This is a genomic window from Pseudoalteromonas sp. NS-SX12, assembly GCF_057367955.1.
In genome coordinates, this window is the sequence record NZ_CM170635.1 from 1,271,121 (window position 1) to 1,296,385 (window position 25,265).

19 protein-coding genes are annotated in these 25,265 nt (G+C 41.3%); 12 read left to right on the forward strand and 7 right to left on the reverse strand.

From position 1 onward, the window contains the following. Complete coding sequence (locus AC2IOM_RS20030) at positions 1–1,470, forward strand: SpoIIE family protein phosphatase (RefSeq protein WP_486359931.1); 1,470 nt, start codon at positions 1–3, stop codon at positions 1,468–1,470. A gap of 37 nt (positions 1,471–1,507) precedes the next feature. Next, positions 1,508–2,941, forward strand: coding sequence for a sigma-54-dependent transcriptional regulator (locus AC2IOM_RS20035; protein WP_486359932.1), 1,434 nt, complete (start codon positions 1,508–1,510; stop codon positions 2,939–2,941). Positions 2,942–2,958: 17 nt separating this feature from the next. Here AC2IOM_RS20035 and AC2IOM_RS20040 read toward each other — a convergent pair whose 3' ends face one another. Continuing rightward, positions 2,959–3,966 (reverse strand): glycosyltransferase family 4 protein, encoded by a 1,008-nt coding sequence (locus tag AC2IOM_RS20040; RefSeq protein ID WP_486359933.1) that lies wholly within the window; start codon positions 3,964–3,966, stop codon positions 2,959–2,961. 25 nt (positions 3,967–3,991) lie between these two features. On the opposite strand from AC2IOM_RS20040, the gene AC2IOM_RS20045 reads away from it, so the two are divergent. Then, positions 3,992–4,309: an Hpt domain-containing protein gene (locus AC2IOM_RS20045; RefSeq protein WP_054981063.1), complete on the forward strand. Its 318-nt coding sequence runs from the start codon at positions 3,992–3,994 to the stop codon at positions 4,307–4,309. Here AC2IOM_RS20045 and AC2IOM_RS20050 read toward each other — a convergent pair. Beyond that, positions 4,306–5,196, reverse strand: coding sequence for a gluconeogenesis factor YvcK family protein (locus AC2IOM_RS20050; RefSeq protein ID WP_105172107.1), 891 nt, complete (start codon positions 5,194–5,196; stop codon positions 4,306–4,308). The two genes, AC2IOM_RS20045 and AC2IOM_RS20050, sit on opposite strands and share 4 nt — an antisense overlap. Before the next feature lie 472 nt (positions 5,197–5,668). Between AC2IOM_RS20050 and AC2IOM_RS20055 the strand changes: the two genes are divergently transcribed. After that, positions 5,669–7,672: a response regulator gene (locus tag AC2IOM_RS20055; protein ID WP_486359934.1), complete on the forward strand. Its 2,004-nt coding sequence runs from the start codon at positions 5,669–5,671 to the stop codon at positions 7,670–7,672. A 256-nt stretch (positions 7,673–7,928) separates the two neighbouring features. Here the strand turns inward: AC2IOM_RS20055 and AC2IOM_RS20060 are convergent, their stop codons facing one another. From AC2IOM_RS20060 to AC2IOM_RS20070, 3 genes are all read right to left on the reverse strand, one after another. Further along, a complete protein-coding gene (locus tag AC2IOM_RS20060) occupies positions 7,929–8,141 on the reverse strand; it encodes a hypothetical protein (protein WP_054980830.1) in 213 nt (70 codons plus the stop codon). A 179-nt stretch (positions 8,142–8,320) separates the two neighbouring features. Beyond that, positions 8,321–9,829, reverse strand: a complete 1,509-nt coding sequence (locus tag AC2IOM_RS20065; RefSeq protein ID WP_486359935.1) for a sensor histidine kinase — start codon at positions 9,827–9,829, stop codon at positions 8,321–8,323. Beyond that, on the reverse strand, positions 9,819–10,367 hold the full coding sequence (locus AC2IOM_RS20070) for a heme NO-binding domain-containing protein (protein ID WP_010558203.1): 549 nt from the start codon (positions 10,365–10,367) through the stop codon (positions 9,819–9,821). The genes AC2IOM_RS20065 and AC2IOM_RS20070 overlap by 11 nt, the downstream gene beginning before the upstream one ends. 115 nt (positions 10,368–10,482) lie before the next feature. On the opposite strand from AC2IOM_RS20070, the gene nosR reads away from it, so the two are divergent. From nosR to AC2IOM_RS20085, 3 genes are all read left to right on the forward strand, one after another. Next, the gene (gene nosR, locus AC2IOM_RS20075; RefSeq protein ID WP_486359936.1) at positions 10,483–11,769 is read left to right on the forward strand and encodes a response regulator c-di-GMP phosphodiesterase, NosR family; all 1,287 of its coding nucleotides are present in this window, start codon (positions 10,483–10,485) and stop codon (positions 11,767–11,769) included. Between the two features lie 278 nt (positions 11,770–12,047). Beyond that, a complete protein-coding gene (locus AC2IOM_RS20080; protein WP_486359937.1) occupies positions 12,048–15,143 on the forward strand; it encodes an efflux RND transporter permease subunit in 3,096 nt (1,031 codons plus the stop codon). A gap of 2 nt (positions 15,144–15,145) precedes the next feature. Beyond that, entirely contained in the window at positions 15,146–16,204 is a 1,059-nt protein-coding gene (locus AC2IOM_RS20085; protein ID WP_486359938.1) for an efflux RND transporter periplasmic adaptor subunit, read from the forward strand. Positions 16,205–16,254: 50 nt separating this feature from the next. Here AC2IOM_RS20085 and AC2IOM_RS20090 read toward each other — a convergent pair whose 3' ends face one another. Beyond that, the gene (locus AC2IOM_RS20090) at positions 16,255–16,479 is read right to left on the reverse strand and encodes a hypothetical protein (protein WP_486359939.1); all 225 of its coding nucleotides are present in this window, start codon (positions 16,477–16,479) and stop codon (positions 16,255–16,257) included. A 148-nt stretch (positions 16,480–16,627) separates the two neighbouring features. Here AC2IOM_RS20090 and AC2IOM_RS20095 point away from each other — a divergent pair, with 148 nt between their 5' ends. The 3 genes from AC2IOM_RS20095 to glnD all read left to right on the forward strand — a co-directional run bounded on the left by AC2IOM_RS20095 (position 16,628) and on the right by glnD (position 21,338). Continuing rightward, a complete protein-coding gene (locus AC2IOM_RS20095) occupies positions 16,628–17,554 on the forward strand; it encodes an AEC family transporter (RefSeq protein ID WP_486359940.1) in 927 nt (308 codons plus the stop codon). Between the two features lie 354 nt (positions 17,555–17,908). Next, entirely contained in the window at positions 17,909–18,748 is an 840-nt protein-coding gene (gene ablB / locus AC2IOM_RS20100) for a putative beta-lysine N-acetyltransferase (protein ID WP_010558197.1), read from the forward strand. Between the two features lie 43 nt (positions 18,749–18,791). Next, positions 18,792–21,338 (forward strand): [protein-PII] uridylyltransferase, encoded by a 2,547-nt coding sequence (gene glnD / locus AC2IOM_RS20105; protein ID WP_486359941.1) that lies wholly within the window; start codon positions 18,792–18,794, stop codon positions 21,336–21,338. Here the strand turns inward: glnD and AC2IOM_RS20110 are convergent. Next, entirely contained in the window at positions 21,335–21,829 is a 495-nt protein-coding gene (locus AC2IOM_RS20110) for a MarR family winged helix-turn-helix transcriptional regulator (RefSeq protein ID WP_105172097.1), read from the reverse strand. The genes glnD and AC2IOM_RS20110 overlap by 4 nt on opposite strands. A 237-nt stretch (positions 21,830–22,066) precedes the next feature. On the opposite strand from AC2IOM_RS20110, the gene AC2IOM_RS20115 reads away from it, so the two are divergent. Next, positions 22,067–22,462, forward strand: coding sequence for a DUF2391 family protein (locus AC2IOM_RS20115; RefSeq protein WP_054980875.1), 396 nt, complete (start codon positions 22,067–22,069; stop codon positions 22,460–22,462). Between the two features lie 150 nt (positions 22,463–22,612). Beyond that, the gene (locus tag AC2IOM_RS20120; protein ID WP_486360696.1) at positions 22,613–25,264 is read left to right on the forward strand and encodes a PAS domain-containing sensor histidine kinase; all 2,652 of its coding nucleotides are present in this window, start codon (positions 22,613–22,615) and stop codon (positions 25,262–25,264) included. Position 25,265 lies beyond the last annotated feature (1 nt).

The window sequence follows — 25,265 nt, forward strand, 5'->3', positions numbered from 1 at the left end:
ATGAATGTATTGTTTTACAGGCGCTTTAACTTAATTTGGTCGACCTTACATTCAGTGCGTGAAATTTTACTCACCTTGCTTGCAACTATGGATGTTGAAAACGACGATATTGATAACACCGGCCTTGTTGTCACCGAATATTTAACTAATCTTATTCGTCACAGTGAAGGGGAAGACGAAGCGGTTACTTTAGTCATAGGGCGCACGCTCAACAGTATTAAAATTGAGTTAATCGATCCAACTAGTTATTTTCACCCAGCTAATTCAAAAGGCCAACATACCGACCTCGCAGATGGCGAACTGCGCGAGGGGGGAATGGGACTTGCGTTAATCGAACATTACTTTCCTGATTTTCGTTATTTTGAAAAACACGGTAAAAATCATTTTAGCTTTGCCTTACCGCTTAAAAAAGTGAAAAACCGTGTCGTGATTATTGATGATGAACACGCCAGCTTACAGCTAGTAAACGCCTATTTAGAGCGTGATTATGACTGTCACGCTTTTACGGACGAGCATCAAGCGTATCAATATTTGATGGCGCATAACGTTGATTTGCTATTAATTGATATGAACTTAAACGCCATGTTGGCCGATGAATTTATCTCTAATATTAAACAGCTTAGCCACCTAAACAATATTGGTATTGTGGTGATTTCGGGCGATGGTAGTCGAGAGACCATGCTAAAGGCCCATTTATGTGGTGTTGATGACTATTTAGTTAAGCCTGTAAAAAAAGAGCAATTAGAAATTGTTTGTGAGCGAGTTAAAAGCCGTTGTGTCTCGCGTTCGGTTAATGTTTCAAAAGACGAGTTGGCAGCCCACAAAGATCAATTTGAGCTCGGAGCGCTATCGGCAATTTCATTTGGCAATGTTGCCGCAGGTAGTGGCGGTGATGTTTTAGTATCGGTAAACAAACAAGATCGCAGCTATGTGTTCTTTGGCGATGTTATGGGCCATGGCGAAAGTGCAAACCGCGTTGCGCTGCAACTAAAAGGGTACATACTGGGTTTACTTAACTGCCCATTTGATTCACTTGCTGATTTTGTAAACGGATTGGCAAAGAGCTTACCTAACCAAGATTTTATGCAGCAGAGTCTTGTCACGTTTATCGCATTGGAGATTAGCGAGCGGCATATTTCACTGATTAACGCAGGGCATCCGTTACCGATTGTATTATCTCAGCAGCAAATAGTAGCAAACATCGGCAACAGCCAACCCTTACTTGGGCTCGACCGAGACTATGAATATCACAGCGAATGTTATCAGCTCGAGCACGGCCATTCACTGGTAATGGCAACTGATGGTTTGTTTGAAAATCATGAAAATTGCTTTGAGCTACAGCAGTTAGTTGAGGCGATTAACACTGCCAATATAAGCGCAATAGGCACTGATTTAAGTCAACTTTGGTATAAATGTTTGCCAAGATTATCAAAAGAAATTGACGATTCGTCTCTACTAGTACTTAATTAGAATAAGGAAATACTTAAATGTGATCAGGAGTTTGCCTATGCCAAATAAGATCTTAATTGTCGAAGATACGGAATCGTTAGCGCTGTTGTACCAGTCATACCTTATTCCCACTGGCATGCACAGCGATGTAGCGTACACAGGGCAAGAGGCCTTAGATTATTTAGCAAGCAACAAACCTGATCTGATCATGCTAGATGTTATGCTGCCCGATATGAGCGGTATGGACATTTTAGCGCAACTTCCCGTTAACGATAGACCAAAAGTCGTGGTGCTAACCGCCCATGCCAGTAAAGAAATAGCAGTTGATGCTATTCGCTACGGCGCCGCCGATTTTATTGAAAAGCCCGTTGATGCTGAGCGTTTTCGCATCACAGTTAATAACGCATTAAAGCTTAACTCGCTAAGTGAAACCGTTGAAAAATACCAATCACGTTTTGAAAACGGTCGATTTTGTGAATTGATTGGCAGCTCAGCGCCAATGCAATCGGTTTATCAAATCATCAGCAATGCCGCTAACAGCAAAGCGACGGTATTTATCACAGGTGAAAGTGGTACCGGTAAAGAGCTATGCGCGCGCGCGGTTCATCAATGCAGTGAACGCAGTAAAAAACCATTTATCGCGATAAACTGTGCGGCGATTCCAAAAGATTTGATTGAAAGTGAAATTTTTGGTCATGTAAAAGGCGCGTTTACCGGTGCAACAAACTCTCGAGAAGGTGCCGCAGGCATGGCCGACGGTGGCACCCTGTTTCTTGATGAATTGTGTGAAATGGATCTCAATTTACAAAGTAAATTGCTGCGTTTTATTCAAACTGGCTGCTTTCAAAAGGTCGGCAGTGAGCAACAACAACAGGTTGATGTAAGATTTGTCTGCGCAACCAATCGCGACCCATGGCTTGAAGTGCAGGCAGGGCGTTTTCGCGAAGACTTGTATTATCGACTTTATGTGATCCCTGTTCAGTTGCCGCCACTGCGTCAGCGCGGTACTGATGTGATTCAAATAGCCGAGGCGTTGTTTTCACGTATTGCTAAAGAAGAAGGTCAAACGTTCGAAGGGCTAAGTGATGATGCTAAACGACATTTAATGGCCTACAGTTGGCCTGGCAATGTACGTCAGCTTGAAAATATGATCCGCAACACCGTGGTACTGAATAGCGAACCATGGATAGAAAAGCGCATGTTTCCGCCATTTCCACAAAGTAGTATGTCAACAGAGCCAGTGGTTGCTGCGCAGCCAATGGCAAATATGACGCCGCAATCAACTGCCGCGAGTATCGAAACCACTAACCTTTTACGCAGCTCCGATATTGAACCTTTGTGGATAGTTGAAAAGCGTTATATCGAAAAAGCGATAGCCTCGTGCAACGATAATGTGCCAAAAGCCGCAGCGCTTTTAGATATTAGCCCTTCCACCATCTACCGAAAAATGAAAACTTGGGAGCAAATGGAAGAGCAAGGTGTTATTAGTTAACGAGAACGAGTTGACCTTTACGGTTTGAAATACAATTTACTGAGTTGAGTAAATTGCTCGCGACCTGAGTAAAAGCGGTGCAATTTGCTGGTGGCATTTTTAATTAAGTAATTACGTTCTTGTTGCGACATAAACAATAAGGTTTTTAAGCGATTAACCAGTGCGACTTGGGTTTGGTCATCGGTTAACAGCCCGGTTTGATTATGAGCAATTACGCTGTCGATGGCGCCTACTCGGTTAGCAATACACACTATTTTATTGTCCATGGCTTCTAACAGCACCATTGGTAACCCTTCTTCACGTGAACAAATAACCAATACATCAATTGATTGCCAAAGTGACTTATCACTTTGATGACCGTGAAACTGTATGTTCTTTGGTGCATTACGTTTAAGCTCAGACGCCATATCGCCGTCACCATAGACATGAAATTGTAAACGCGGTTGCTGAGTGAAATGTTGCGCCAGTGCGACAAAACGGTCAGGTCCTTTTTCATATGATAGCCGGCCAACAAAGGCAATATTCAATACGCTATTGGACTGTTTAAGTTTAGGGTTGTTTGGCACGATAAAATTAGCAATAAATTCACTGTTTTTAACCGTGTTTTTAAGATGTTGGGCAACAACTAGATTTTGCGAAAAGCCACTGGTGAGATGATCAAGCCAATTGTATAGCCTTACTCGGCCTGCGCCTTTTTCACCGGCATGATATGTTGAAATACATAAGTTTCCGGTTACTTTGCAAGTAAGTCTACCAATAATGCCCGCTTTGTAACCATGGGTATGCAACACTGTGTTGCTGTGCTGTTTTAAATAATGATGCAAGCTAAGTGGTTTGCCATCTAAACATTGGTAAGCGCAATTTAAGGCTTCAAGTAATTTATAGAGTTGCATATTGTGATGATCTTGGTAAAACAGTACTGACACAGGTACGTTGTTACGCTGCATTAGTTTCACTAATTCAACAATATGCGATTCAATGCCGCCAAATAGGCTAGAATCTAAGAAGAGCACAAGATTTCGCATAAATACCTCCCCAATAAGGAATGCTATGTTTAATCAAACAACTGTAAAACAACTTGAAGCCGACGTTGGTAAAGATGTTTTAGGCCAACTTTTCGCAGTATTTAAAAGTGAAGCAACCAAACTCACCGAACAGATTATGGCCGTTACTACCCTCGATAACGACGCTGTGCGTTTTAGCCACAGTTTAAAAAGCTGTGCTCGTTCTTACGGTGCAGACCAACTTGGTGCCCTTGCAGAAACCCTTGAGGCCCATGCAAAAAATAATGACACTGCCTTTTTTGCTGAGCGTGCATTACTACCCGAAATACACAGTGCCACCATGGCTGCAATACCCATTTCCTAATGCACTTTAATACTGTAGTTCGGCTGTGTGTCATCTTGATACGGCAGTAATTGCTCAATAATGTGTTTTAACTGCGACTTATTATGTGTGCTACTGTGCTGTTCTTTTTCAATTGCTCTTAAGTCCATCGCTTCAAATGCGTCCGGGGTTAAGCACACATCAAAAAACTTGTAACCAAGAATTTCCACGGCTTTCGTTACTTGTTCATTTGCCGGAATTGAGTCAACAGCGCTGTGTTCAGGTACCAAATTTTCAATAAAAATACGACAGCCAGAAGTGCGACATAACGCGTCACGAATATCGCTCAGTAAAAGCGGAGGCATAACACTTGTTAATAAGCTACCAGGGCCGAGTAAAATTAAATCTGCGTGAAGAATTGCCTCTACCGCTTGTTGATTGGCAACCACAGCTTTAGACAAACTTAAGTGCTTAGGAAAGGTTGAAAGCGCATCGACGTGGCACTCGCCAAAAACACGCTCGCCACTTTCACTTGTTGCCACTAAATCTACTGGGCCGTTAGCCATGGGTAAAATGGTGTGTTTTACCCCCAGCATGGCACAAAAAATCTTGATGGCGTCGCTGGTGTTATGCGTGACTTGGCTTAGCGCGCTTAATAATATATTGCCAAAACTGTGACCATTTAAGTCGTTGTTTTGTTCAAAACGTTGTTCGCTCAAAATAGTGAGCATATTTTCAGGGTTGCCAAGTGTTTCAGCGCAGCGACGAATATCGCCAAAGGCAATTTGGCTTGGGTCTTGACGCAGTCGGCCTGTGCTTCCGCCGTTATCTGTTGTAGTTACAATTGCTGTGAGTTCACATGGCATATTTTTTAGCGCATCGAGCACCTGTGAAAGACCGTGACCACCACCTATACATACAATTTTCATAATACGCCCTCGCCAAATTCTCTACAGAAAGTGATACAAGTTATGTACCAGCCAAAAATGGGTGAAAATATGACTTTATTTGCATTTTGCAATGCAGCTTGCAGGTACTTTCGCTAAACTGAATAACATAAGGGTCTGTTGACCTTTCAAGTTTGTTTTTGCAGCAGTTTGATTGGGTTTTATACAAGGCAGAGGCTGCGTGGTATAGTTATTCTATGCGAGTCAGCCGATAACACAGTAGAAAACCCAATCAAGCGCTGTCGAACGGTTCTTTTGAGCGCACTTTTCTCATTGTTGCTTATATGGATGTAGGTAAGGGGCGTGAGCAGGACGCGGAAGCTTTGCTCGATATTGGCTTAGATTGCTAGGCCGCACATCGAGCGCCGCGATAAAAGCACGCTCAAAAAGAACAAAAATAGAACAGCGAAGCTCAACAGACCCTAAGCAAATTAATTTGTTTTAAAGAGGTGTCATGGAAAGACTAAATGCGAACGACATGCTGCGAGTGGTTAACGAACTACTAAGCAGCAAAAACGCAGCTGAATTATTAGTGAAACTGCAATTAGGTTTAAAGCCAATTGCTGAAATTAGCGATATTTTGGTACTAACCCAAGACGCAAACCAGTTATGTGCGTTAACCAGCACCTTTGAACCATTATGCGGTGTGTGCCTACTTGAGCCCTCCTTTGTTAAAAAGGTGTTCGAGCGTAACGTTTATGCCGCTAATATTTGCCAGCTCCCAAATGATTGGATACTACCTAGCCACTGCCACGAAACGGTTATTTTTGTTGCTAATAACTTTGCAGAACGAAAAGGTGTTTTTGTTCTGTTTATTAAAGATGGTGATGATATTGGGCAAATGGAAAATGCATTGAGTTCAGTCGATACTTTGTTTCGCCAAGCATTTTTACAACTTGATCAGCAGCATCAAATGTCACAAATGTTGTTAGACCGCACTTATGCGTTAACGCAAAGCCAGCAGCGCTTTCAAGCCTACGCAGAGCTTGCATCAGACTGGTTTTGGGAAACTGATGAAAGCATGTGCTTTACCTATTTGTCGTTTTTAGAACAAACCAAACCAAGCAATTTCTCACACTTTTTGCACAAAAGCCCGTTAAATATTCGTAGCGACAGTGAAAGCACGCAATTTAAAAAGTGGGAGCATTTCTTACACCTTGTGAGGCAGCACAGTGAAATTCACGAATTTGAGTTTGAAGCGATTGATAATCAGGGACATCGCGTTTGGGTGTCAATTAGCGGCAAAGCGAAGTTTAACGCAGACAACAGCTTTGCTGGATATTTAGGCATTGCAAAAGACATTAGCTTTGCTAAGCAGCGTGAATATGATCTAAAACTTGCAAAAGAAAAAGCCGAGAGCGCCAATAAAGCAAAATCGCACTTTTTAGCCGTGATGTCTCATGAAATTCGTACCCCAATGAATGCTATTTTAGGCATTTTAGAGTTGTTAGAAGATACTCAGCCGAATGAAAAACAGCTTGAGTTAATCGATTTTATGCGAGATAGCGCCAAGTTGTTGCAAGGAGTGATCAGCGATACCTTAGATTTTGCCAAAATTGAATCTGGCACCTTAGCCCTTGAGAATAGTAATATTAATTTGCATAAGCTGATTAAAAATTTAGTCCAACAATTTGAAACTCAGGCAGTTAAAAAAGGCATTCATTTTAACGCTATTTTAGGTGGTGGCGTGCCGGAGCAGATTAATACTGATGGTGTGCGCTTGTCGCAGGTTTTGCTTAACTTACTCGGTAATGCATTTAAGTTTACCTTAGAAGGCGAGGTAAGTTTGTTGGTAAACCGCAGTGATACTGAACTGTTTATAACAGTTAAAGATACTGGGGTAGGTATTGATGAAGCGCATATTCACACCCTATTTGAGCCATTTTCACAATTGCATGATAAACAAGTTGGTAGGCAACAAGGTGTTGGGCTGGGGCTCAGCATTACCAAGCGTTTGTTGGAATTAATGGAAGGTAAAATTGAATGCGCTAGTGAAATTGGTGTTGGCACCGAGTTTGTTGTCACTATTCCACTGATCCCACTAATCAGCGCTGATGGACATGTGAAAGACGCGGAAATTGAAAATAGCATTCCCAGTTATCGCATTTTGGTTGCGGAAGATAACCCCGCAAACCAGTTTATAATTAAAGCGATTTTGGAAAAGCGAAATCATATGGTTGTACTTGCTGATAATGGTGAAAGTGCTGTTGCGGCAGTGAAAAAATCCCGTTTTGATTTAGTTTTAATGGATATGGTAATGCCCGTAATGGATGGGGTTACTGCTGCGCGAACAATTCGCACTGAGCTTGGCGAATTAGCGCCGCCTATTATTGCACTAACCGCCAATGCAGGCCTTGCTGATAAAACCAAATGTTTAAATGCGGGTATGCAAGATGTGCTAACAAAGCCACTTAATAGTGCATTGCTTGATGAGAAGATCAAAGCCTTGTTTTCATAATTCCCCTGAGTTTGGGATAATAATTTACTTTTTGACAGCTACTTGTACTTATTAAAACGTTAAATTTGTTTGCAATAGGTGCTATAGACGCACAAATTTGCCTTGTTACTGTGAAAAACTATCAAGCTAGCAGGTATCAATTAACATAGCTTATATATTTCAGGTATTTAGTTAACTTTTGAACACGAGTTAGGTGAGTTAAAAAGCTCGGTTGGACGTTTTGAAACAGGGATCCAACCGAGTCAAGTTGCCAACATTAGTTGTACCCAAGAACACAATCATAATCTTCACGTACGCTTGGCTCAGCAAATTCGTCTTTCAGTTGTTGCAGAGCGCGTTCTTGCTCTTTAAAGCTAAAAATCACTTTGCGGCGATAATCAATTGAGCGATTAAACAACTCGAGGTCGATATAAGGTCTCATCGCTTGCAGCTTTTGGTCAATTGAGAATGGTTGGTTACCGTTTCGCATAATGTTTCTCCAAATGTTTGCTCACTAACATTACAGCAAGATACAAACCAAATTTAATATATTGAAATTTATGCGAAAGTTAATAGCATCCGGGTTGTTGATGAAAATTGCGTTGCAAAATGCGAAGTGGTTTGGCGTGAAATAAGTCGTATGCCTTAGCGCGTAATATAAACATTGACTCAAATTGATTCATAAAACGCAATTTCAAATTCAGTACCTACGCCAACTTCACTATGTACTTTCACTTTGGCATTGTGTTGCTGCAAAATGCCATAAGAGATAGCGAGGCCTAAGCCGGTACCTTCACCGGGCGCTTTAGTGGTAAAAAATGGCGTAAAAATATCGGCGAGATGGTCTTTTTCAATCCCATGTCCTTGATCTTTCACCCGCACAATAATTTTATTACGGTCTTTTTCACAGCTAATGGTCAGTGCGCCGCCATTTGGCATGGCGTGTTTTGCATTAACAAATAAGTTAATAAACACTTGTTGTAATTTACCAGCATTACCAAGAATATTTGCTTCGGGTAGTAAGTGTTTTATTACTTCATGGTGATATTTGAACTCGTTACTGACCACGTTCAATGATTTTTCAATCACTACATTTAGATCAATACTATCAAGTTCGTCATTATCCATGCGTGAGAAGGTGCTAAGATCTGACACTATGTCTTTAACGCGTTCAAGCCCCTGTACTGACGACGTTAATATTTCTTGGCTGTCATCAAACAAGAAATCCCCATCTAATGACTGCCACTTGGCTTGCATCGCAACAACTTTTTCCTGTTCAGATATGTTGTCTGCGTTGAGTGGCGCCATAATTTCAGCAAAATCAGAAAAGTACTCTCGCATTGTATCTAGGTTACTTAATACAAAGCCAACAGGGTTATTTATCTCGTGTGCTACACCCGCCGCAAGCTGACCAAGTGATGCCAATTTTTCTTGTTGCACAAGTTGTTGTTGTGTTTGTTCCAGCATTTTATTACTGGTTTCAAGGTCGGCAAGACGTTCTTGTAGCGCTTTTTCTGCGCGTTTACGTTCAATTGCAACTGATAACATACTGCGCGATGATTCAAGTGTTTGCAGCTTAACGATATTGATGTCGTCTTGTGATTCATACAATAAGATGGCAATCCCCACACCTTTACCCGAGGGCAAATCTAAACTGTACAAGGGCACTAAAACGCAATCACTAAACTGTGCATCGGCACTGTTACTAATGCTTTCGATTTCAAAAATTTGTGATTCGGATTCACTGCTTACTTGCTGATACAGCTCATCACGTTTAAATTGACGCAATACTTGCTTATAAGAATCGGGCAAAGTTGAAGCATGCTGTTTTGTGCTTTGGCAGTAGTATTGAAATTGGTGATATGACAAATCTGCGTGTATTTCGACAAACAGATTATGGGCGTTAGTCATAAAGTTATTGGTGCGCTCAAGGTAATTTGCGACAATTTTATTTAAGCTAGGTTGGCGCCAAGTTTCTGCTAATAAGCCCGTAAGGAATTCAAGCTGTCCTTGTTGGGTTGCCACTTCTTGTTGCGTTTGGTTAACCGCCTCTTCCTGCTGGTAGAGCTCACGGGTGTAGTCCTCTAGCTGTTTTTCCGCTTCTTTTCGCGCCAAGCGCTCACGGGCTAAAATACGTTCTAGCGCTGCCAATTTGGCAAGTGTTTCATTATTTTCCATTGAAAACGACTTCTATCTCGCAGTGCTCGCCACCTTGATGCATACACACGGGTTGAGAAAGGCTTACGGTTTCACCAAAATGTTGCGCCGCACCTAAAATTAATCCTTCCGATAAAAAGCATAATTTGCGTGGTGATTGGTAAATCATGGTTAGTTTGTCATCAATATGGTCGTCGTAGCTAAAATCGGGTAGTTGTGCGTCTTTATAAAGCTTTTTAACTTCAACGTGAATGAGTTCGTCTACCATCATTAAAAATGCACGTAACGAAGGCGCATTTTGCGCTTCTTGTGGCGCTTGCGGCATTAATAATGGAAATAAGAAAACGCCAAAAGCACGTACTAAATCCGGAATTGGCACCTCTAAGCGCTCAGATAAGTAGCCTACTATCGTAAATAATTCGCTGTCATCATATTGTTTTGTGGATGTGTAAATGCCGTGCGAGGGCAGAGTGTTATTACTGAGTGCGTCGTCCCAAACTTGGTATCCGTGCCCTTGCTCAACAAATTCTTGTAATGCATTAAATATCGCGCCTTTCATAACCGCTTCCTTTTTTACACATAATCAGGTTGATCTATTTAAAAAATAGTGTCACTTTTTAGTTAAGGCAATGTTTTTAGAGTAAATAGCGTATTGGCTTCGTTCGAGGATTACTATGACAGATAAGTTAAAATTAATGATCGTCGATGATGAAATGGAAGTGCTTAATGCACTGAAAAGGCTATTCAGAAAAGACTTTGAGGTTGAGTCATTTAGTGATCCAGAAGCTGCAGCACAACAGTTATCTGAATCTACTTATAGTGTGATTATTTCAGATATGAAAATGCCTAAAATGAGTGGCGCTGAGCTGCTTTCTAAGGCGTTTGACGTTTGCCCCGACACCCCCCGCATCTTATTGACCGGTTATTCAGATATCGATTCTACTGCGATGGCGATAAACCAAGGTAAGATTAATAATTACGTGAGTAAGCCATGGAGCAACGACGAGCTTAAAAATGTGGTATTGCAAGCATCTGAGCAGTTTCAATTGAAGCAATCCGTAATGCGTTTGGAAAATGAGTTGCAACTTAAAAACGAATTACTACGTAAGCAAAACCAAGATCTTGAAAGCAAAGTGCAAGCGCGCACACAATCATTATCAAAACTCAACGATAAGTTAAAATCAGCCAACAACCGCCAACGTAGCTTGTTTTATGATGTCATCGAAATGATCAACTTGATCATTGAAGACACAACCGGAGGCGGTGAAGGTCATGTAAAACGTGTTGCTAGTCATTGTCGAACGCTCGCAACAGCCATGGGACTTGAGAAGAACCAAGTTACGCAAGTGTACCTTGCAGGCTTGATGCATGAGATTGGTAAGGTCTCGCTGTCAGATACGCTAGCAAAAAGTATTGAAAATGAATTATCTCGGGCAGAACTGGTAGAAAAACAAACCCATGCAGTAAAAGGCGCTGAAATATTACAGACGGTACCGCATTTAAAAGCGATTGGCACGGCGGTAAAGCATCAGTACGAGCGCTTTGATGGCAGCGGTGTGCCAGATCATTTAATTGGCACCAATATTCCGATTGCGTCGCGCATTCTAACCGTAGTAAATGAATTTGATAAGTTGGTGCTAGGGCGAATTAGTGAACAAAAACTTTCACAGCAGCAAGCTATTGATTTTCTTAAAAAGGAAAGTAAAACTTATTTTGACCCAGAGGTCGTAAAAGCCTATGTAAATCTGCTCAATAGTGAAATTTCGCTCGATCAGCACAATATTGATCTATGCCTCGGTGTCAATATGTTGGAACCGGGCATGCATTTGAGTCAAGACTTACTGAACAAACAAGGTGCAGTGGTATTAACACAAGGCACTGAAATTACCCCAACACTTATCGAGAAGTTAAAATCCTACGAAAAAGAATGGCGTTATATCTTTAACGTATTCGTTCACTGATCTTGTTGCGAAATATGTTGATGATAAAGCGCCTAACTGGGCGCTTTATCGCAATTATTTGTTAGTTTACCTAATGTGATACATTTAAATTTCTTATGGTTAACAATTGAGCAACTTGGTGTGTCAAAATGTGACCAAAAACACACTTACTTACCTAAAAAGCCTATTTTGCAGCCCGTCTTGTTTCTTTGAGGGTTAAACTATTTCCCACTTTCTTGCGACTAATTTCTAACTATAGTCAAGCACGTTGTTTGCGAAAAAATAAAATAGGGAACGCAATGAACATTACAACTCGGGCTTTAAAAAATCCGGCGGGGGTGGCAATTTTTGTAACCCTGTGCTTGGTGTTAGGGGTAGTGAGCTTTACTAAACTGCCTATTCAACTCTTTCCAGATATTGAACGACCTCAGATTACTATTTTCACTAGCTGGCGACAGGCGTCACCAGCCGAAATGGAATCAGAAATCTTAGAACCTCAAGAAGACGTACTGCAGGGGCTGCCAGGGCTCACCAGTTTACGCACCTTTGCAAATTCAGGTTCATCGTTTATCAATCTTACATTTACGCTTGATACCGACATGGATAAAACCCTGATCGAAGTGATCAGCCGTATGAATCGGGTACCGCCATTACCACGCGATGTAAATCCACCGGTGATAAGTCTCGGTGGCTTTAATGGTGGAGCACCGGCCCTGACCTATTTTTTCTTACAAGCGTTGCCGGGCAATGAAAAACCGATCGGCGAATATGCAACATTTTTCGATGACACCATTCGCCCTCGGTTAGAGAGTATTCCGGGGGTTGCTCGCGTGCAATTGCAAACGGGTAACTCGCGTGAGCAATTACAAATCGAATTTGATGCCTACCGCGCAGCAGAACTTGGCATTAATTTAACACGGGTAAGCAATTTAATTGGTTCAGCAAATGATGCATCGGGTGGGTACGCCGATATTGGTCGTCGCCGTTATACGCTGCGCTTTGCTGGTCGTTTCGACCCTACTCAGCTTGGCAATTTGGTACTGGAATGGCGTGACGGCAAACCAATTAAACTCAGTGATATTGCCGAGATTAAAGTCACTCGCGATTCAGACAATGGTAGTGCGGTGCAAAATGGTAATCCGGCAATGTCGGTGCGCATAGACCGTGAAAGTGGCGCCAATGTGTTAGCAACGCTTGAGCGTGTTAAAGCTGAGGTCGACAAAATTCGCAGCCAAGTGCTTGAACCACAGCAACTGACAATGCACCAATCGTTTGATGCCTCAGTATTTATTTATCGTGCAATTAACCTTGTTTCGAGCAACTTAGTACTTGGGATCCTGCTTGCTGTAGGCGTACTTTGGTGGTTCTTACGCCAGCGCCGCGCGACCTTAATTGTGGCAATGGCGATACCTATTTCAATTATGACCACCTTTATTGTGTTGAATATCACAGGCCGTTCGCTTAACGTGATTTCACTTGCTGGATTGGCATTTGCCACAGGCATGGTGCTTGATGCGGCAATTGTGGTGCTTGAAAATATTGTTAGGCTGAAAACCCAGGGCTTGCGTGCTGATAAAGCAGCTGCGAAAGGCACACAGTTGGTGTCGGGCGCGTTGATGGCCTCTACTGCCACGACCATTGCGATTTTTATTCCGGTGATATTTTTACGCGATGTGGCAGGGCAATTTTTTGCGGACTTAGCGCTGACCATCGCCATTGCAGTATTTATCTCCTTGCTGGTGGCTCTGACTATTTTACCTGTGGCTGCGAAAATGTGGCTAAACCAAACAGTTGAAGAAGATAGATTAGAGGGCCTTTGGCAAACAATCACGCGCAAAATAATGGTGTTGACTAACTCAGGTAAAAAACGCCTTGCGGTGATTTTCACCTTGATGGCGGCACCAGTTGCCTTGACTGTGTGGTTGTTACCCCCGCTTGACTACTTACCACCCGTAAAACGTGACGCAGTCGATGCATTTGTGCGTTTACCAACGGGCTCAAACCAAGAATTTGTTGAGCGCGAGTATATTAAGCCTTTGGTTGAGCGTTTACAGCCCTATATGGATGGCACGAAACAACCAGCGCTTAAAAATTACTATATTTTATCATTTCCTGGCAACGCAAACTTAGGTGTGCGCGCTAAAGATCAATCACAAGTGAAAGAACTTGAACGCGTAATGCGTGAAGAGATTTTGGTTGATTTACCTGATACCCGCGTGTTCTCACAGCAAGGTAATTTATTTGGCGGCTTAGGCTCAGGTCGCAGTATTCAAATTCATTTACAAAGCCGCGATACGCGCGCCATGGCTGATGTGGCCGATAAAACACGTGAAATCTTACAAGCGCGTTTTGAAGACAGTAACATTAATATCAATCCCGGCACTCAAGATGCAGAGCCTGAACTACGCTTATTGCCAAATGACCGTCGCATGATGGAAGTTGGCTTTAATCGCCGTGATTTAGCACAACTTACCCGAGCAATGGGCACAGGCCTATATGTTGGCGAATATTTCGATGGTAATAAACGTCTTGATATGATTTTCAAAGCTGAAGGATGGCAAAACCCTGAAGAATTGTCGGCAATGCCGATTACTACCCCAAGCGGCACTGTAGTGCAGTTAGGTGAGTTAGTTGATGTTACGCGAACGGTTGGCCCATCACGTATTCAGCGAATTGACCGTCGTAGAACTATTACAGTTAATGTGAACCCACCTGAGGGTATGTCGTTACAGCAAGCAATGGCTATCATTGAAACTGAGATTGAACCACAAATTCAAGCGCTTATGCCTGCCGATGGTTCGATTAATTATGGCGGCAGTGCCGACAGCTTAAAACAATCGATTAAAACCATGGGGCAAAATTTTATTTTGGCGCTAGGGCTACTTTTTATTCTGATGGCTGGTCTTTTTAAATCGTTAAAAGACAGCTTAATGGTAACGCTATCCATTCCACTGGCAACCGTTGGTGGTGTTGTGGCATTGCAGTTAATGAACCTTATTCAATTTCAGCCGCTCGATTTATTAACCATGATTGGCTTTATTATTTTACTTGGATTGGTTGTAAATAATGCGATTTTATTAGTCGACCAAACTCGCCAGGGTGAGCGCGAAGGGTTAAGCCGCGAAATGGCTGTAGAGCAGGCACTTAAACTGCGCTTACGCCCTATTTTTATGAGTACATTAACCAGTATTTTTGGCATGTTGCCGCTACTTATTATGCCAGGCGAAGGCAGTATTATTTATCGCGGTCTTGCTGCGGTTATTGTTGGCGGTATGGTGTTTTCAACCTTATTTACTTTGGTACTGCTCCCGGCATTACTAAAACAATTTTCAACGCGTAAAAGTGTTCAACCAACCCCTGTTACTTCTACTCAAACGCAACTGGAAGGGAATTAGTTATGAGATACGTTATTTCGACAATTATATGTGCTGTGCTGACATTACTTAGTTGTTTTGCAACAGCCAATGAACGCCCAGATCCTTTGGTTGCTCTAAGTGATGTAGAGCAAGCTGAAATCGCTGAACAAATGTGGGTGCCAGGTACTGTGGTGAGTCGTTTTGATTCGCGTTTAACCACTGAAGTTTCGGGCGTTGTAAAGCGCATTGCAGAAGTTGGTGAGCGCTTTAAAAAAGGCGATACGATTTTACTGTTGGACGATGCGTTTTTACAGCTAGAAAAACAACAAGCCAGTGCCAGCATAAAAAGCTTTAGCACGCGCGTTAGCTTGCTTGAACGCCAACTTACTCGTATTGAAAAATTGGGCAAAAACGCCTCGTTAGATGCTCTTGAAGCAAAAGAAGCGGAGTTAATGATGGCAATGCAAGAGCTTGAACAGGCAAAGATCAGTTTACAGCGCATTGTATTGCAACTTGATAAAACAAAGTTAATCGCACCCTTTGATGGCACCATTGTTGAGCGCTACAAGCAAGTGGGTGAATTTAGTCAAACAAACTCACCTGCAGTACGGTTAGTGAGTTTAGATGACTTGGAAGTACGTGCAAATGCACCGCTATCCCATACGCAATTTAATAAAGTGGGTGATAGTGTATTAATTGCCAATAAAGATATGCGTTTTAGTTCAACGCTACGTGCTTTGGTACCTGTAGGAGACGAGTTAAGCCGCACTATGGAAGTACGCGCGTCGTTAACTGAGCAATCTTTACCTATCGGCAGTGCGGTAAGAGTGAGCCTTGCAAGTAGCGCTAAGCATAATGCGTTAACGGTTCATCGCGATGCGTTAATTTTACGCCAAGATAAAGTATACGTGAATGTAGTAACCGATGACTTAACCGTAAAACAAGTGACGGTAGTCCCCGGCAGCGGTTTCAATGACTTTATTGAAGTGAAAGGTGAACTTGCGCTAGGTGAAAAAGTGGCAATACGCGGCAGTGAAATGCTAAAAGAAGGTGCAAAAGTACGTGTTAAACCAACTGAACAGTTATTTGCAGTACGTTAGAAGCATTAGTTAAGAAAAAGGCGCGACCAAGTTACTTGGTAGCGCCTTTTTTATCTGATATTGATCTCTGGATTAACAGCAACATCGCCAAACTGGTCAATTGTTGCAACGCTTTCGCCTTGGGTTAGTACTGCAAGTTTGCCTTGCGCTGTAGTACGCACAAACGCCAAATCATAGCCAAAGTTATAGAGATCATACATAGCGATCCGCTGTTCATCACTCAGTAAACTCATGTGCTCATTGAAGCTGGGTGTATGATGTCTGCGTTCAAACATAACGAGGTCCTGCAAAAATCCTGCATGCTTTAACTATAGTGTGCTCTGTTGGTTGTGTAAAATTTGTACAGCCAAGGCGCGCCAAACGGTTGCTGTTTTGCACGTAATTGATTACAGTCTCGACACTTTTTATCGCATGACTCAATCCATGTTTTCGTCTCTTTTTCCGTTAGTCATAGTGGCCTTGCTTGGTTATTTTGCGCTTCGCAGCCATTATGTGTCTGCCCAAACCATTGGTGATCTTAGTAAAATTACCTTTAGTTTACTGTTTCCTTTATTTCTATTTATTAATATCGCGCAAGCCGATTTATCGGGTATTGTTTCGTATTCAGTGTTTTTAACGTTTTATGCCGTTGTTATATCGACCTTTATAATAACGACTTTGCTCGCACCGCGACTTTTCAAGATGCAGTCTGCTGGTGGCGCTGTATTTGCGCTAGGCAGTACGTATTCAAATACCATTATTGTTGGTTTGCCTGTGTTAATCAGTGTGTTGTCGCCGTCTGTTGCGGCGCTGGTGTTTTTAATCATCAGCTTTCATAGTGCTGTTTTATTTGGCGCGACCAGTATTTTTTCGAGTTTTGCGACGGGCAATTCGTTTCAATTGACGCGCTTTTGTAAAGGATTGCTAAAAAATCCATTATTAATCGGGATCTACAGTGGGTTAATGGTGAATATGTTGGGTATTGATGTACCTGGTTTTATCGCAAGTACCTTACATTTAATTACCCAAGGTGCATTAGCGCTTGCGCTATTTATTTTGGGTGCCAACCTGTATCAATACCGCTTGGCTGGTAATTATCAGCAAATTGTAAGTGCCACGATTATTAAACTGATTGTATTGCCTTTGGCGGTATTGTTAGTGGCGCGTTTGGGTTTTCATTTAAGTGATGAAATAACGTTTATTTTGGTTGTGCTGACAGCATGCCCAACTGGCGTAAATGCATACATTGTTGCTTGTCAGCAAAACAGTGGGCAAAGCCTAGTTGCAGGAACCGTGGTACTCAGCACATTAATGAGTGTTGTAACTATTCCGCTATGGATTTATATCTTGCAAACCCGCTTGTTTAGCTAGCTGCCAACTTCACTCCCGTTTTTACATTTCTACTCATTTTATCTTTACTAAACCACGATTTGGCATGCGCCTTATCGTGCGTGGCTGTGATCTGCTGTTTGACAAATGTTCAGTTAATTGATTAGTGCTCTAACTAATGTTATATTGATTAGAATTCTAATTATTTTTGAAGTGGTTTGTTTTGTATAGAACAATCAATCGTTCTAATAACTTGATTTTATTGAGTCAGTCCCGCCTATGAAACGATATTTATATTGCTATCAACTCTAAATATACAGTGCCTTTTAGAATAAATTTTAATAAAGCACAGATTGAATAATATTTTTATACGAATTAACAGCAAGGATATAAATCATGCAAGCGACGCAATTTGATAGTGAAACTACCCTAACAGGTAACACTATCCGTTTCGGAAAATTAAATGACCGTGTTTACATTACCGATGCCACAATTGAAGTACCAAACACCTTTCATAATGAAGTAGAAAGCTTTGCTAAAGAAGGCGGTTACAGCAAGATAATCGCCAAAGTAAAAGACGCACAAGTATTGCCATTTTTAAAACGCGGATACCAAATTGAGGCGACTGTGCCTGGTTATTTTGGTTTGCAAGACGCTATTTTTATTTCTCGATTTTTCGACGAAGAGCGTGCTTCGTGCGATCACATGGATTTAAGCGACGGTATTATCAACGAAGTACAAAATGTTGATTCGTGGGAGCCCGGTTCGTTTGCTCAGCCAGTGTTGTTTCGCAAGTGTAATCAAAGCGATGTGCGTGCGTTATCTAAACTTTATCAACTCGCATTTTCAAGTTATGGCTCGCCAATCGGTGATGAAAACTACATTAAAAACAGTATTGACAGCGGCGTTGACTATTTTTGTGTTGAATACATGAATGCGATTGTTGCCTGTGTGCGTATTGAATATGAGAAAGATGCACCAAATGCAAGGCTTTACGATACCGTTGTATTAAGCCAATTTCGCAATGAAGGGATTGCCTCAGCGCTTATTTTTGAAGCGAGCAAATACCTAAAAAATAACGATGTACAGTTTATTTATTCGGTTTGTCGCGCGTCGTCTTTTGCCATAAATAAGGTATTTGCGCGATTAGGCTTTGAATATGGTGGCAGACTAATCAATAATAACTTAGTCAATAACAAGTTGGTGTCAATGAATGTGTGGTCTCAAAAGCTTTGATATCAGTTTAATTAAACGTAATTAATCTGAGAGGAAGCAAGGAATGAGAACGATATACAAAGATCAATTAGATAAACTAACCAGTTCGCAAAATGAGCGTTTTTTTTCTAGCTCTATCAGTTCGTTGTTACATGAACGTGCAGATGAATTGGATAAAATGCTAATTGATATGTGGCGTGAATGTGGCTTAGTTAATTCGTCTTGCTCACTCAATGCCGTTGGCGGTTATGGCCGTGCAACATTACACCCTTATTCCGATATTGATATTGCGATTATCACGCCAGATGATGCGAGTGAATTTCCCGAAGATAAAGTTAGGCAGTTTGTTACTGGGCTTTGGGATCTAGGATTGGATATTGGCCATTCCGTTCGCAATTTAGCAGAAGCTAAACGTTTCGCTACCGAAGATATTACCATAGCGACTAATTTACTTGATATTCGCTGTTTATATGGCAATAAGCAGCATGCAGAGTCGTTACTAAACTTTTTGTACGATGAAAGCACACTCAGCGATTTTGACTTTTTTCAGGCAAAGCTCGCAGAGCAACAAGCCCGCCATGAAAAGGCACTCAACACCGCACTCTACCTTGAACCAAATATAAAAACTAACCCCGGTGGGTTACGTGACTTTCAAACCATTATCTGGGTTGCGCGCAAACATTTAAAGTTATCAAGTGCTGGTTTATTTGAGCATGGCAAACTGCTGCAAGAAGATGAACAGTTTGAGCTAATTGAAGCCCACGACTTTATTTGCCGTATTCGCTGGGCGCTGCACTGTGTGGCTAATCGCCCGCAAGAATTATTATTATTCGAATACCAAGCTGATGTTGCGGAATTTCTAAAGTTTGGTCGTGGAGACAGCGCACAGCAAGCAATCGAACGCATGATGCGGCAACTATTTCGTGCCATGACCCGCTTGCAAGAGCTTAATCAAATTCTCTGTGAGAATGTGAGCCTATGTATTTCGCGCGATAGCGAAAAAGAAGTACTGCAAGTTAACGAAAATTTTGCCATTGTTGATGGCTTAGTCGATGTAAACTCATCAAGTGTGTTTATTGATAAGTCTCAAGTGATTAAGTTATTTGGCTTATTGGCAAATCACCCTAAAGCCAAAGGGGTATCGTCAAATACTTTGAAGTTGCTGCGAAAAGTAAGGCATCGTTTATTGGGTGAATTACAAGATTATCAAAGTTGCCGCGAAGAATTTATTCGCCTGTTTGAACAACCTAAAACCCTTAAAAAAGTGCTGGGTTTAATGCACCGTTACGGGGTTTTAGAAATGTATGCGACGCAATGGGCGCAAACCGAAGGGCGTATGCAATTTGATATTCATAATGCCTACACGGTTGACGAACATGTGTATAAAACGGTGTCGTATATTTCTGACTTTGCAAATCATCAAGGTGATCACGAAACCTATCATATTGCTTATGGCCGTGTGCAAAATAAATTAGCGTTATCGCTTGCTGCGTTTTGTCATCATTTAGCCGGTTCACAGGACAGTGAAAGTCATAGCACCAGCGCGATTTTGGCGAGAGAGTTTGCCGCATTCCACAATTTAAAAAATGCGTCGGTGGAGTTGATTGAGTGGTTGATTGAAAACCAAGAGTTGCTAATTAACACCAGTCGCACTTTAGATATTTACGACCCGCGCACAATTCGCAGTTTAAACAAACAGGTTAAATCGTTAGAGCGCTTAAATGCCCTGTATACGCTTACGGTAGCAGATATTATGGCGACTAATGAGGATGCTTGGAACGACTGGCAAGCCGCCATATTAGAACAACTTTACTTAGCAAGTCGCGAAGCATTTAAAACCGATGGGCAAAGTATTTTCGAGCAGCGAACAGTGATCCGCGAAAATAAAGCGCAGGCACAAACTATTCTATCTAACAGTGATGTTGCACTTGAGGATGTCACTCAGTTTTGGTCAACCTTGCCTAATAGTTTTTTCACATTTACCAGTGCCAAAGAGCTCTCTGAAATTACTGCTAAAGTTGTTAATGCCAGTCAATTTCCTTTGGTATTTTTAACGCAAAGTGAGCAAATTGGGTGTTCAACCTTGGTGGTGTATACACCCAATAGGCAAAAACTGTTTGTTGATATTTTTAACACGCTTACTCAAGCGAAAGTGAACGTTAAAGATGCAGAGCTGTTAGAAACCAAAGACGGCAACGTGCTTGAAGTTTTTCGAGTGCTTGATGTAAACGATGAACAGTTGAGTGAAAGCTACCGCATTAAACGGGTTATTAGCCAAATCGAACGTGTTATCGAATCTGGTCATAAAAGCTGTAAATTACCGGTTGCTAAAAAGATTAAAAGCTTTGATTCAGAGCCTATGGTGGAGTTTATTCCAACACCAAAACGCGATAGAACACTGCTCAAAGTCACGACGCTTAATAACCCGACTTACGTTGATAAAATTTGTTCGGTGTTTCGCAACTTAACCTTGTCTATTCATTCAGCAAAGGTGACTACGTTAGGCGAAAGTTTAGAGAGTGTGTTTTTGCTTTCAGATAGCAATAATGAATGTTTAAAAGAGGATTTGCGTAGCCAAGTGATCGATGCATTTGGCTACAAATTAAGTTAATTCTTATTTTCGCCTTCAGAACTTACTGTCATCGGGGCAATTTCAAGTACTGGCGCTGCATCAAGGTCAGTTGCATCCATCATGCTAGCAATACGTTGCATTGAAGAAAGCAGCAGGCTTTGTTCCCATTGCTCAAGTGCACAGAAATTTTGAATAAAGTGTTCTTGCAGAGGTTGCGGTGCATCAATTAATGATGTTTTGCCTTTGTTGGTTAAAAACAGACTAACGCGACGTTTATCTTCACTGCTGCGCACACGCTCAATTAAATCACGGGATTCTAGACGGTCTAATATATTCGTTACAGTGGCGGCACTTAGGTTAATCTCTTTTGCAACAGCACTTGCGGTAATACCTTTTACGCGGGCAATTTCTTGCATAATAAGCAGCTGCGGGCCGGTTAATCCAGACGATTTATTAAGTTGTTTAGAGTGTAAATCAATAGCTCGAATCACTTTACGGATTGACACTAACAGTTCTTCGTATTTTTCCATGGCTAAAGTAGTAACTCGCGTTTTGAACGGGAAATTTAAATTATTGGGTGATGGTATCAAAAATGCCACGTGCAAAACATAGCTTTAAACAGATGGCTGAAAATAACATTGCAATTGCTCATAAAAAACACAAATTACGTTTACAGCAGACAGGTTTCCCTTGCTATCTGTATATGAGTTATTTACTTTGAACTTAAGCGTATAGAATTACCATTAAACAGCAGCGATAAAACAATGATGAAAAGCAGTTTTAATTTTGAAGATATTATTCAGATTTGTGTCGGGGCATTTGCACTTGCAGTGCCGATTTCATTTTCAGAGGAAGCGTGGCAGCTTGCACAAACATTACCGTTTACCAATTTATTGTTGCTTTTGAGTTTATCGTTTCTATTTCTAAGTTTATATACGTTTGAAAGCGTATTTCAACGCAATATCCGAACGCGACGCTTACTGTTTGTGTCGCGTATTATCTTTGCCTATGTCATTACGTTTTTTATTGTGGCACTAGTACTTTTAAGCATTAACAAACTGCCACTTCTTACAGAACCCCTTGTTGCCCTCAAACGCATTGTGGTGATTTCAATGCCAGCGTCAATGGGCGCGATTATCGTTGATAGTTTTGATAAGGAATAAGCGTTTATAACAACATTTTCGCTTCGCTTTACAGTTAATTTAACCCTTGATTTAACGTATAAAAACCCGCCTTCAAATTGTATTTGTAAGGCTATCTGCCATACTCAAATGTAAACCTACTGCAAATGTAAGGGATTTCCGTTGAGCACGATGACAGAGCAGTTTTTTCGCGGTGATTACATGCCTCATGGTCACTGTTATTTATGGCAACCTCATATTTTATGGACCCATGTCGTTTCTGATTTACTAATAGCGACCGCCTATTTTTCAATTCCCGTTGCACTCGTTATCTTTATGAAAAAGCGCAATGATATTGGCTATAACAATGTGTTTTTACTGTTCTCATTATTTATTTTATTTTGCGGTATCACTCATTTATTTGGCATTTGGACTATCTGGCAAGGGGTGTATGGCTATCATGGCATGGCAAAAGCGGTGACGGCAGTAGTGTCGATGACCACTGCGTTTTATCTGTACAAACTGTTACCTGAACTACTTAAAGTACCCACTATTTCGCAATACGAAGGCATTAAGTCGGAGTATGGTTATTCCCGCCAAGAAAACAAAAAATTAACGAGTTTACTCGAAGGTCATATTCAAACGAAATGGATGCTGGATTCGCTGCCGCTTAATTTTTTATTGGCAAATGAGCAGGGTGATGTGGTGTTTGCAAATGAGTATTTTAAATCAGAGTTTGGCGGTATAAATGGCAAGCTCAGTACTTATTTAAAAGCAAATAGCCAAGAATTTGAAACCATTATCCAATCGAGTGGCAAAACCCTTGAGCTTAACGAAAATGCTAGCTTTGTTGGCCAAATCAAAACGGACAAGAAAAACCAAATTGTTGAAATTATTCTGACCAAAAAAGAGTATGCAGGTGAAGTGCAGCTGTTCATTACTTTAAAAGATTTAAAAGAAGTGGCGGCATTAAAACAACAATTAGTTGAGTCAAATGCGCTTTTTGCGCGAGCGACCTCAGCCACTAATGATGGTATTTGGGATTGGAATATTCAAACCGGCAAGCAAGTGTGGTCGCCAAAACTATTTGAGTTAATCGGTGTGCCTGAAAACCAAGAGGCGAATTATGAAACTTGGTTTAATCACGTTCACCCCGATTTTCAAGAAATAGTTCAAAACGCTGTAGACGCGCACTTAGAAAAAAAAGAACGTTATGAAGTTGAATACCTAGGTCGTGATGCTAAAGGTGAGTACAGTTGGTTTTTAACGCGCGGGGATTCCATTTGTGATAGTACCGGCACTCCAATCACTATGTCGGGTGCGCTTAGAAATATTGACGAGCAGAAAAAAGCGCAGCGTTTACTTGATGAGCGCACACAATTCTTAGATGCCTTATACATGGGCACAAATCATGGCATTTGGGTGGTTGAATACATAGATAACGACTTTAAATTCACTACCTATAATAATACCGCACTTAAATGGACGGGAATTTCGCAACAGCAGATTTTAAATAAACGACTATCAGAAATCACCTTCTTCCCTGATGAAGTTAAGCAGCATTTACACACAAAATATTTAACCTGTGTTGAGCAAGACGCGCCGCTCGAATATGTCGAGCATATTCCATTTGAGGGGGATGCGCGCTGGTTTAAAACCTCGCTTTATCCGGTTAAAAAAACCGGAGAAAAACGCAGTACATATCTTATTGGTAGTGCGGTAGATATTACTTCGGAAAAAGAAGCACAGCGTCAGCTCGCTGACAGTCATAACTTTTTAGAGAGCTTATTAGATGGTTCTGTGTGTGGTTTTTATATTTTTAATTTAGACACGCTGCAAAATGAGCGAATTAATAAAACCTACACAGAATTACTCGGCTACGAGTTAAATGATTTTGCAAATGATATTGATTTGATGGAAAAGTTTCACCCAGACGATCGTGCGAGCATGATCGAACATATGGAACTGATTGCCCAATCAACCAGCAATGAAAAGTACTTTTTAGAATACCGTTTTCGCCATAAAAATGGTCATTGGGTATGGTGCTATTCGGTTGATTCTGTATTGGAGCGAGATGAGTTTGGCAAGCCAAAACGTATGCTAGGTACATTTGTTGATGTAAGCGACAAAAATGAGTTCTTAGGTAAATTAAAAGCATCAAACGAATATTTAGAGCAGTTTGCTTTCATTGCATCACACGATTTACAAGAGCCGCTGAGAAAAATATCGGCATTTAGCGAGTCGATTTATCAGCGATTGCAAGGTCAATTCAAATCGGACCCAGACAGTGAATTTGAACTTGAGCGATTGCAGTTAGCTGCTAAACGGTTAAGCAAAATGATTGAAGATTTGCTCAAACTATCGCGCATTAACACTAATGCTTTGTCGCTTGAAACCGTGTCATTTAATACGGTGTTAACACCAGTACTTGAAAACCTTGAGTTGAGTATTTTTCGAACCAAAGCAGAGATTGAGTGTGACAACCCAGAGCAATTAATTACCGCTGACGTGGGATTATTTGAACAGGTACTGCAAAACTTAATCGCTAATGCAATTAAGTTTACTAAGCCAGATAACATACCTGAAATCAATATTCGGTTAACTGCGCGTGAATCGTCAGTTGAAATTAGTATTGAAGATAAGGGCATTGGCCTTGATCCAAGCCACGCAAAACGCATTTTTGAACCGTTTAAACGGCTGCATACGCGAGAACAATATGAGGGCAGTGGTATTGGTCTTGCGATTGTTGCGCAAATAATCAAAGTGCATAACGCGCAAATTCGCTGTGAGAGCATTGAGGGAATGGGCACCCAGTTTATTATTAATTTGCCGAGAGAAGTGTAGT

Bases quoted from the DNA above. Each gene is read 5' to 3' on its own strand.
- AC2IOM_RS20095 (WP_486359940.1), top strand. From the start codon at position 16,628: ATGTTTTCGTCTCTTTTTCCGTTAGTCATAGTGGCCTTGCTTGGTTAT.
- AC2IOM_RS20040 (WP_486359933.1), bottom strand. From the start codon at position 3,966: ATGCGAAATCTTGTGCTCTTCTTAGATTCTAGCCTATTTGGCGGCATT.
- AC2IOM_RS20120 (WP_486360696.1), top strand. From the start codon at position 22,613: ATGACAGAGCAGTTTTTTCGCGGTGATTACATGCCTCATGGTCACTGT.
- glnD (WP_486359941.1), top strand. From the start codon at position 18,792: ATGAGAACGATATACAAAGATCAATTAGATAAACTAACCAGTTCGCAA.
- ablB (WP_010558197.1), top strand. From the start codon at position 17,909: ATGCAAGCGACGCAATTTGATAGTGAAACTACCCTAACAGGTAACACT.
- AC2IOM_RS20050 (WP_105172107.1), bottom strand. From the start codon at position 5,196: ATGAAAATTGTATGTATAGGTGGTGGTCACGGTCTTTCACAGGTGCTC.
- AC2IOM_RS20110 (WP_105172097.1), bottom strand. From the start codon at position 21,829: ATGGAAAAATACGAAGAACTGTTAGTGTCAATCCGTAAAGTGATTCGA.
- AC2IOM_RS20115 (WP_054980875.1), top strand. From the start codon at position 22,067: ATGAAAAGCAGTTTTAATTTTGAAGATATTATTCAGATTTGTGTCGGG.
- AC2IOM_RS20030 (WP_486359931.1), top strand. From the start codon at position 1: ATGAATGTATTGTTTTACAGGCGCTTTAACTTAATTTGGTCGACCTTA.
- AC2IOM_RS20045 (WP_054981063.1), top strand. From the start codon at position 3,992: ATGTTTAATCAAACAACTGTAAAACAACTTGAAGCCGACGTTGGTAAA.
- AC2IOM_RS20070 (WP_010558203.1), bottom strand. From the start codon at position 10,367: ATGAAAGGCGCGATATTTAATGCATTACAAGAATTTGTTGAGCAAGGG.
- AC2IOM_RS20080 (WP_486359937.1), top strand. From the start codon at position 12,048: ATGAACATTACAACTCGGGCTTTAAAAAATCCGGCGGGGGTGGCAATT.
- AC2IOM_RS20055 (WP_486359934.1), top strand. From the start codon at position 5,669: ATGGAAAGACTAAATGCGAACGACATGCTGCGAGTGGTTAACGAACTA.
- AC2IOM_RS20085 (WP_486359938.1), top strand. From the start codon at position 15,146: ATGAGATACGTTATTTCGACAATTATATGTGCTGTGCTGACATTACTT.
- AC2IOM_RS20060 (WP_054980830.1), bottom strand. From the start codon at position 8,141: ATGCGAAACGGTAACCAACCATTCTCAATTGACCAAAAGCTGCAAGCG.
- AC2IOM_RS20090 (WP_486359939.1), bottom strand. From the start codon at position 16,479: ATGTTTGAACGCAGACATCATACACCCAGCTTCAATGAGCACATGAGT.
- AC2IOM_RS20065 (WP_486359935.1), bottom strand. From the start codon at position 9,829: ATGGAAAATAATGAAACACTTGCCAAATTGGCAGCGCTAGAACGTATT.
- AC2IOM_RS20035 (WP_486359932.1), top strand. From the start codon at position 1,508: ATGCCAAATAAGATCTTAATTGTCGAAGATACGGAATCGTTAGCGCTG.
- nosR (WP_486359936.1), top strand. From the start codon at position 10,483: ATGACAGATAAGTTAAAATTAATGATCGTCGATGATGAAATGGAAGTG.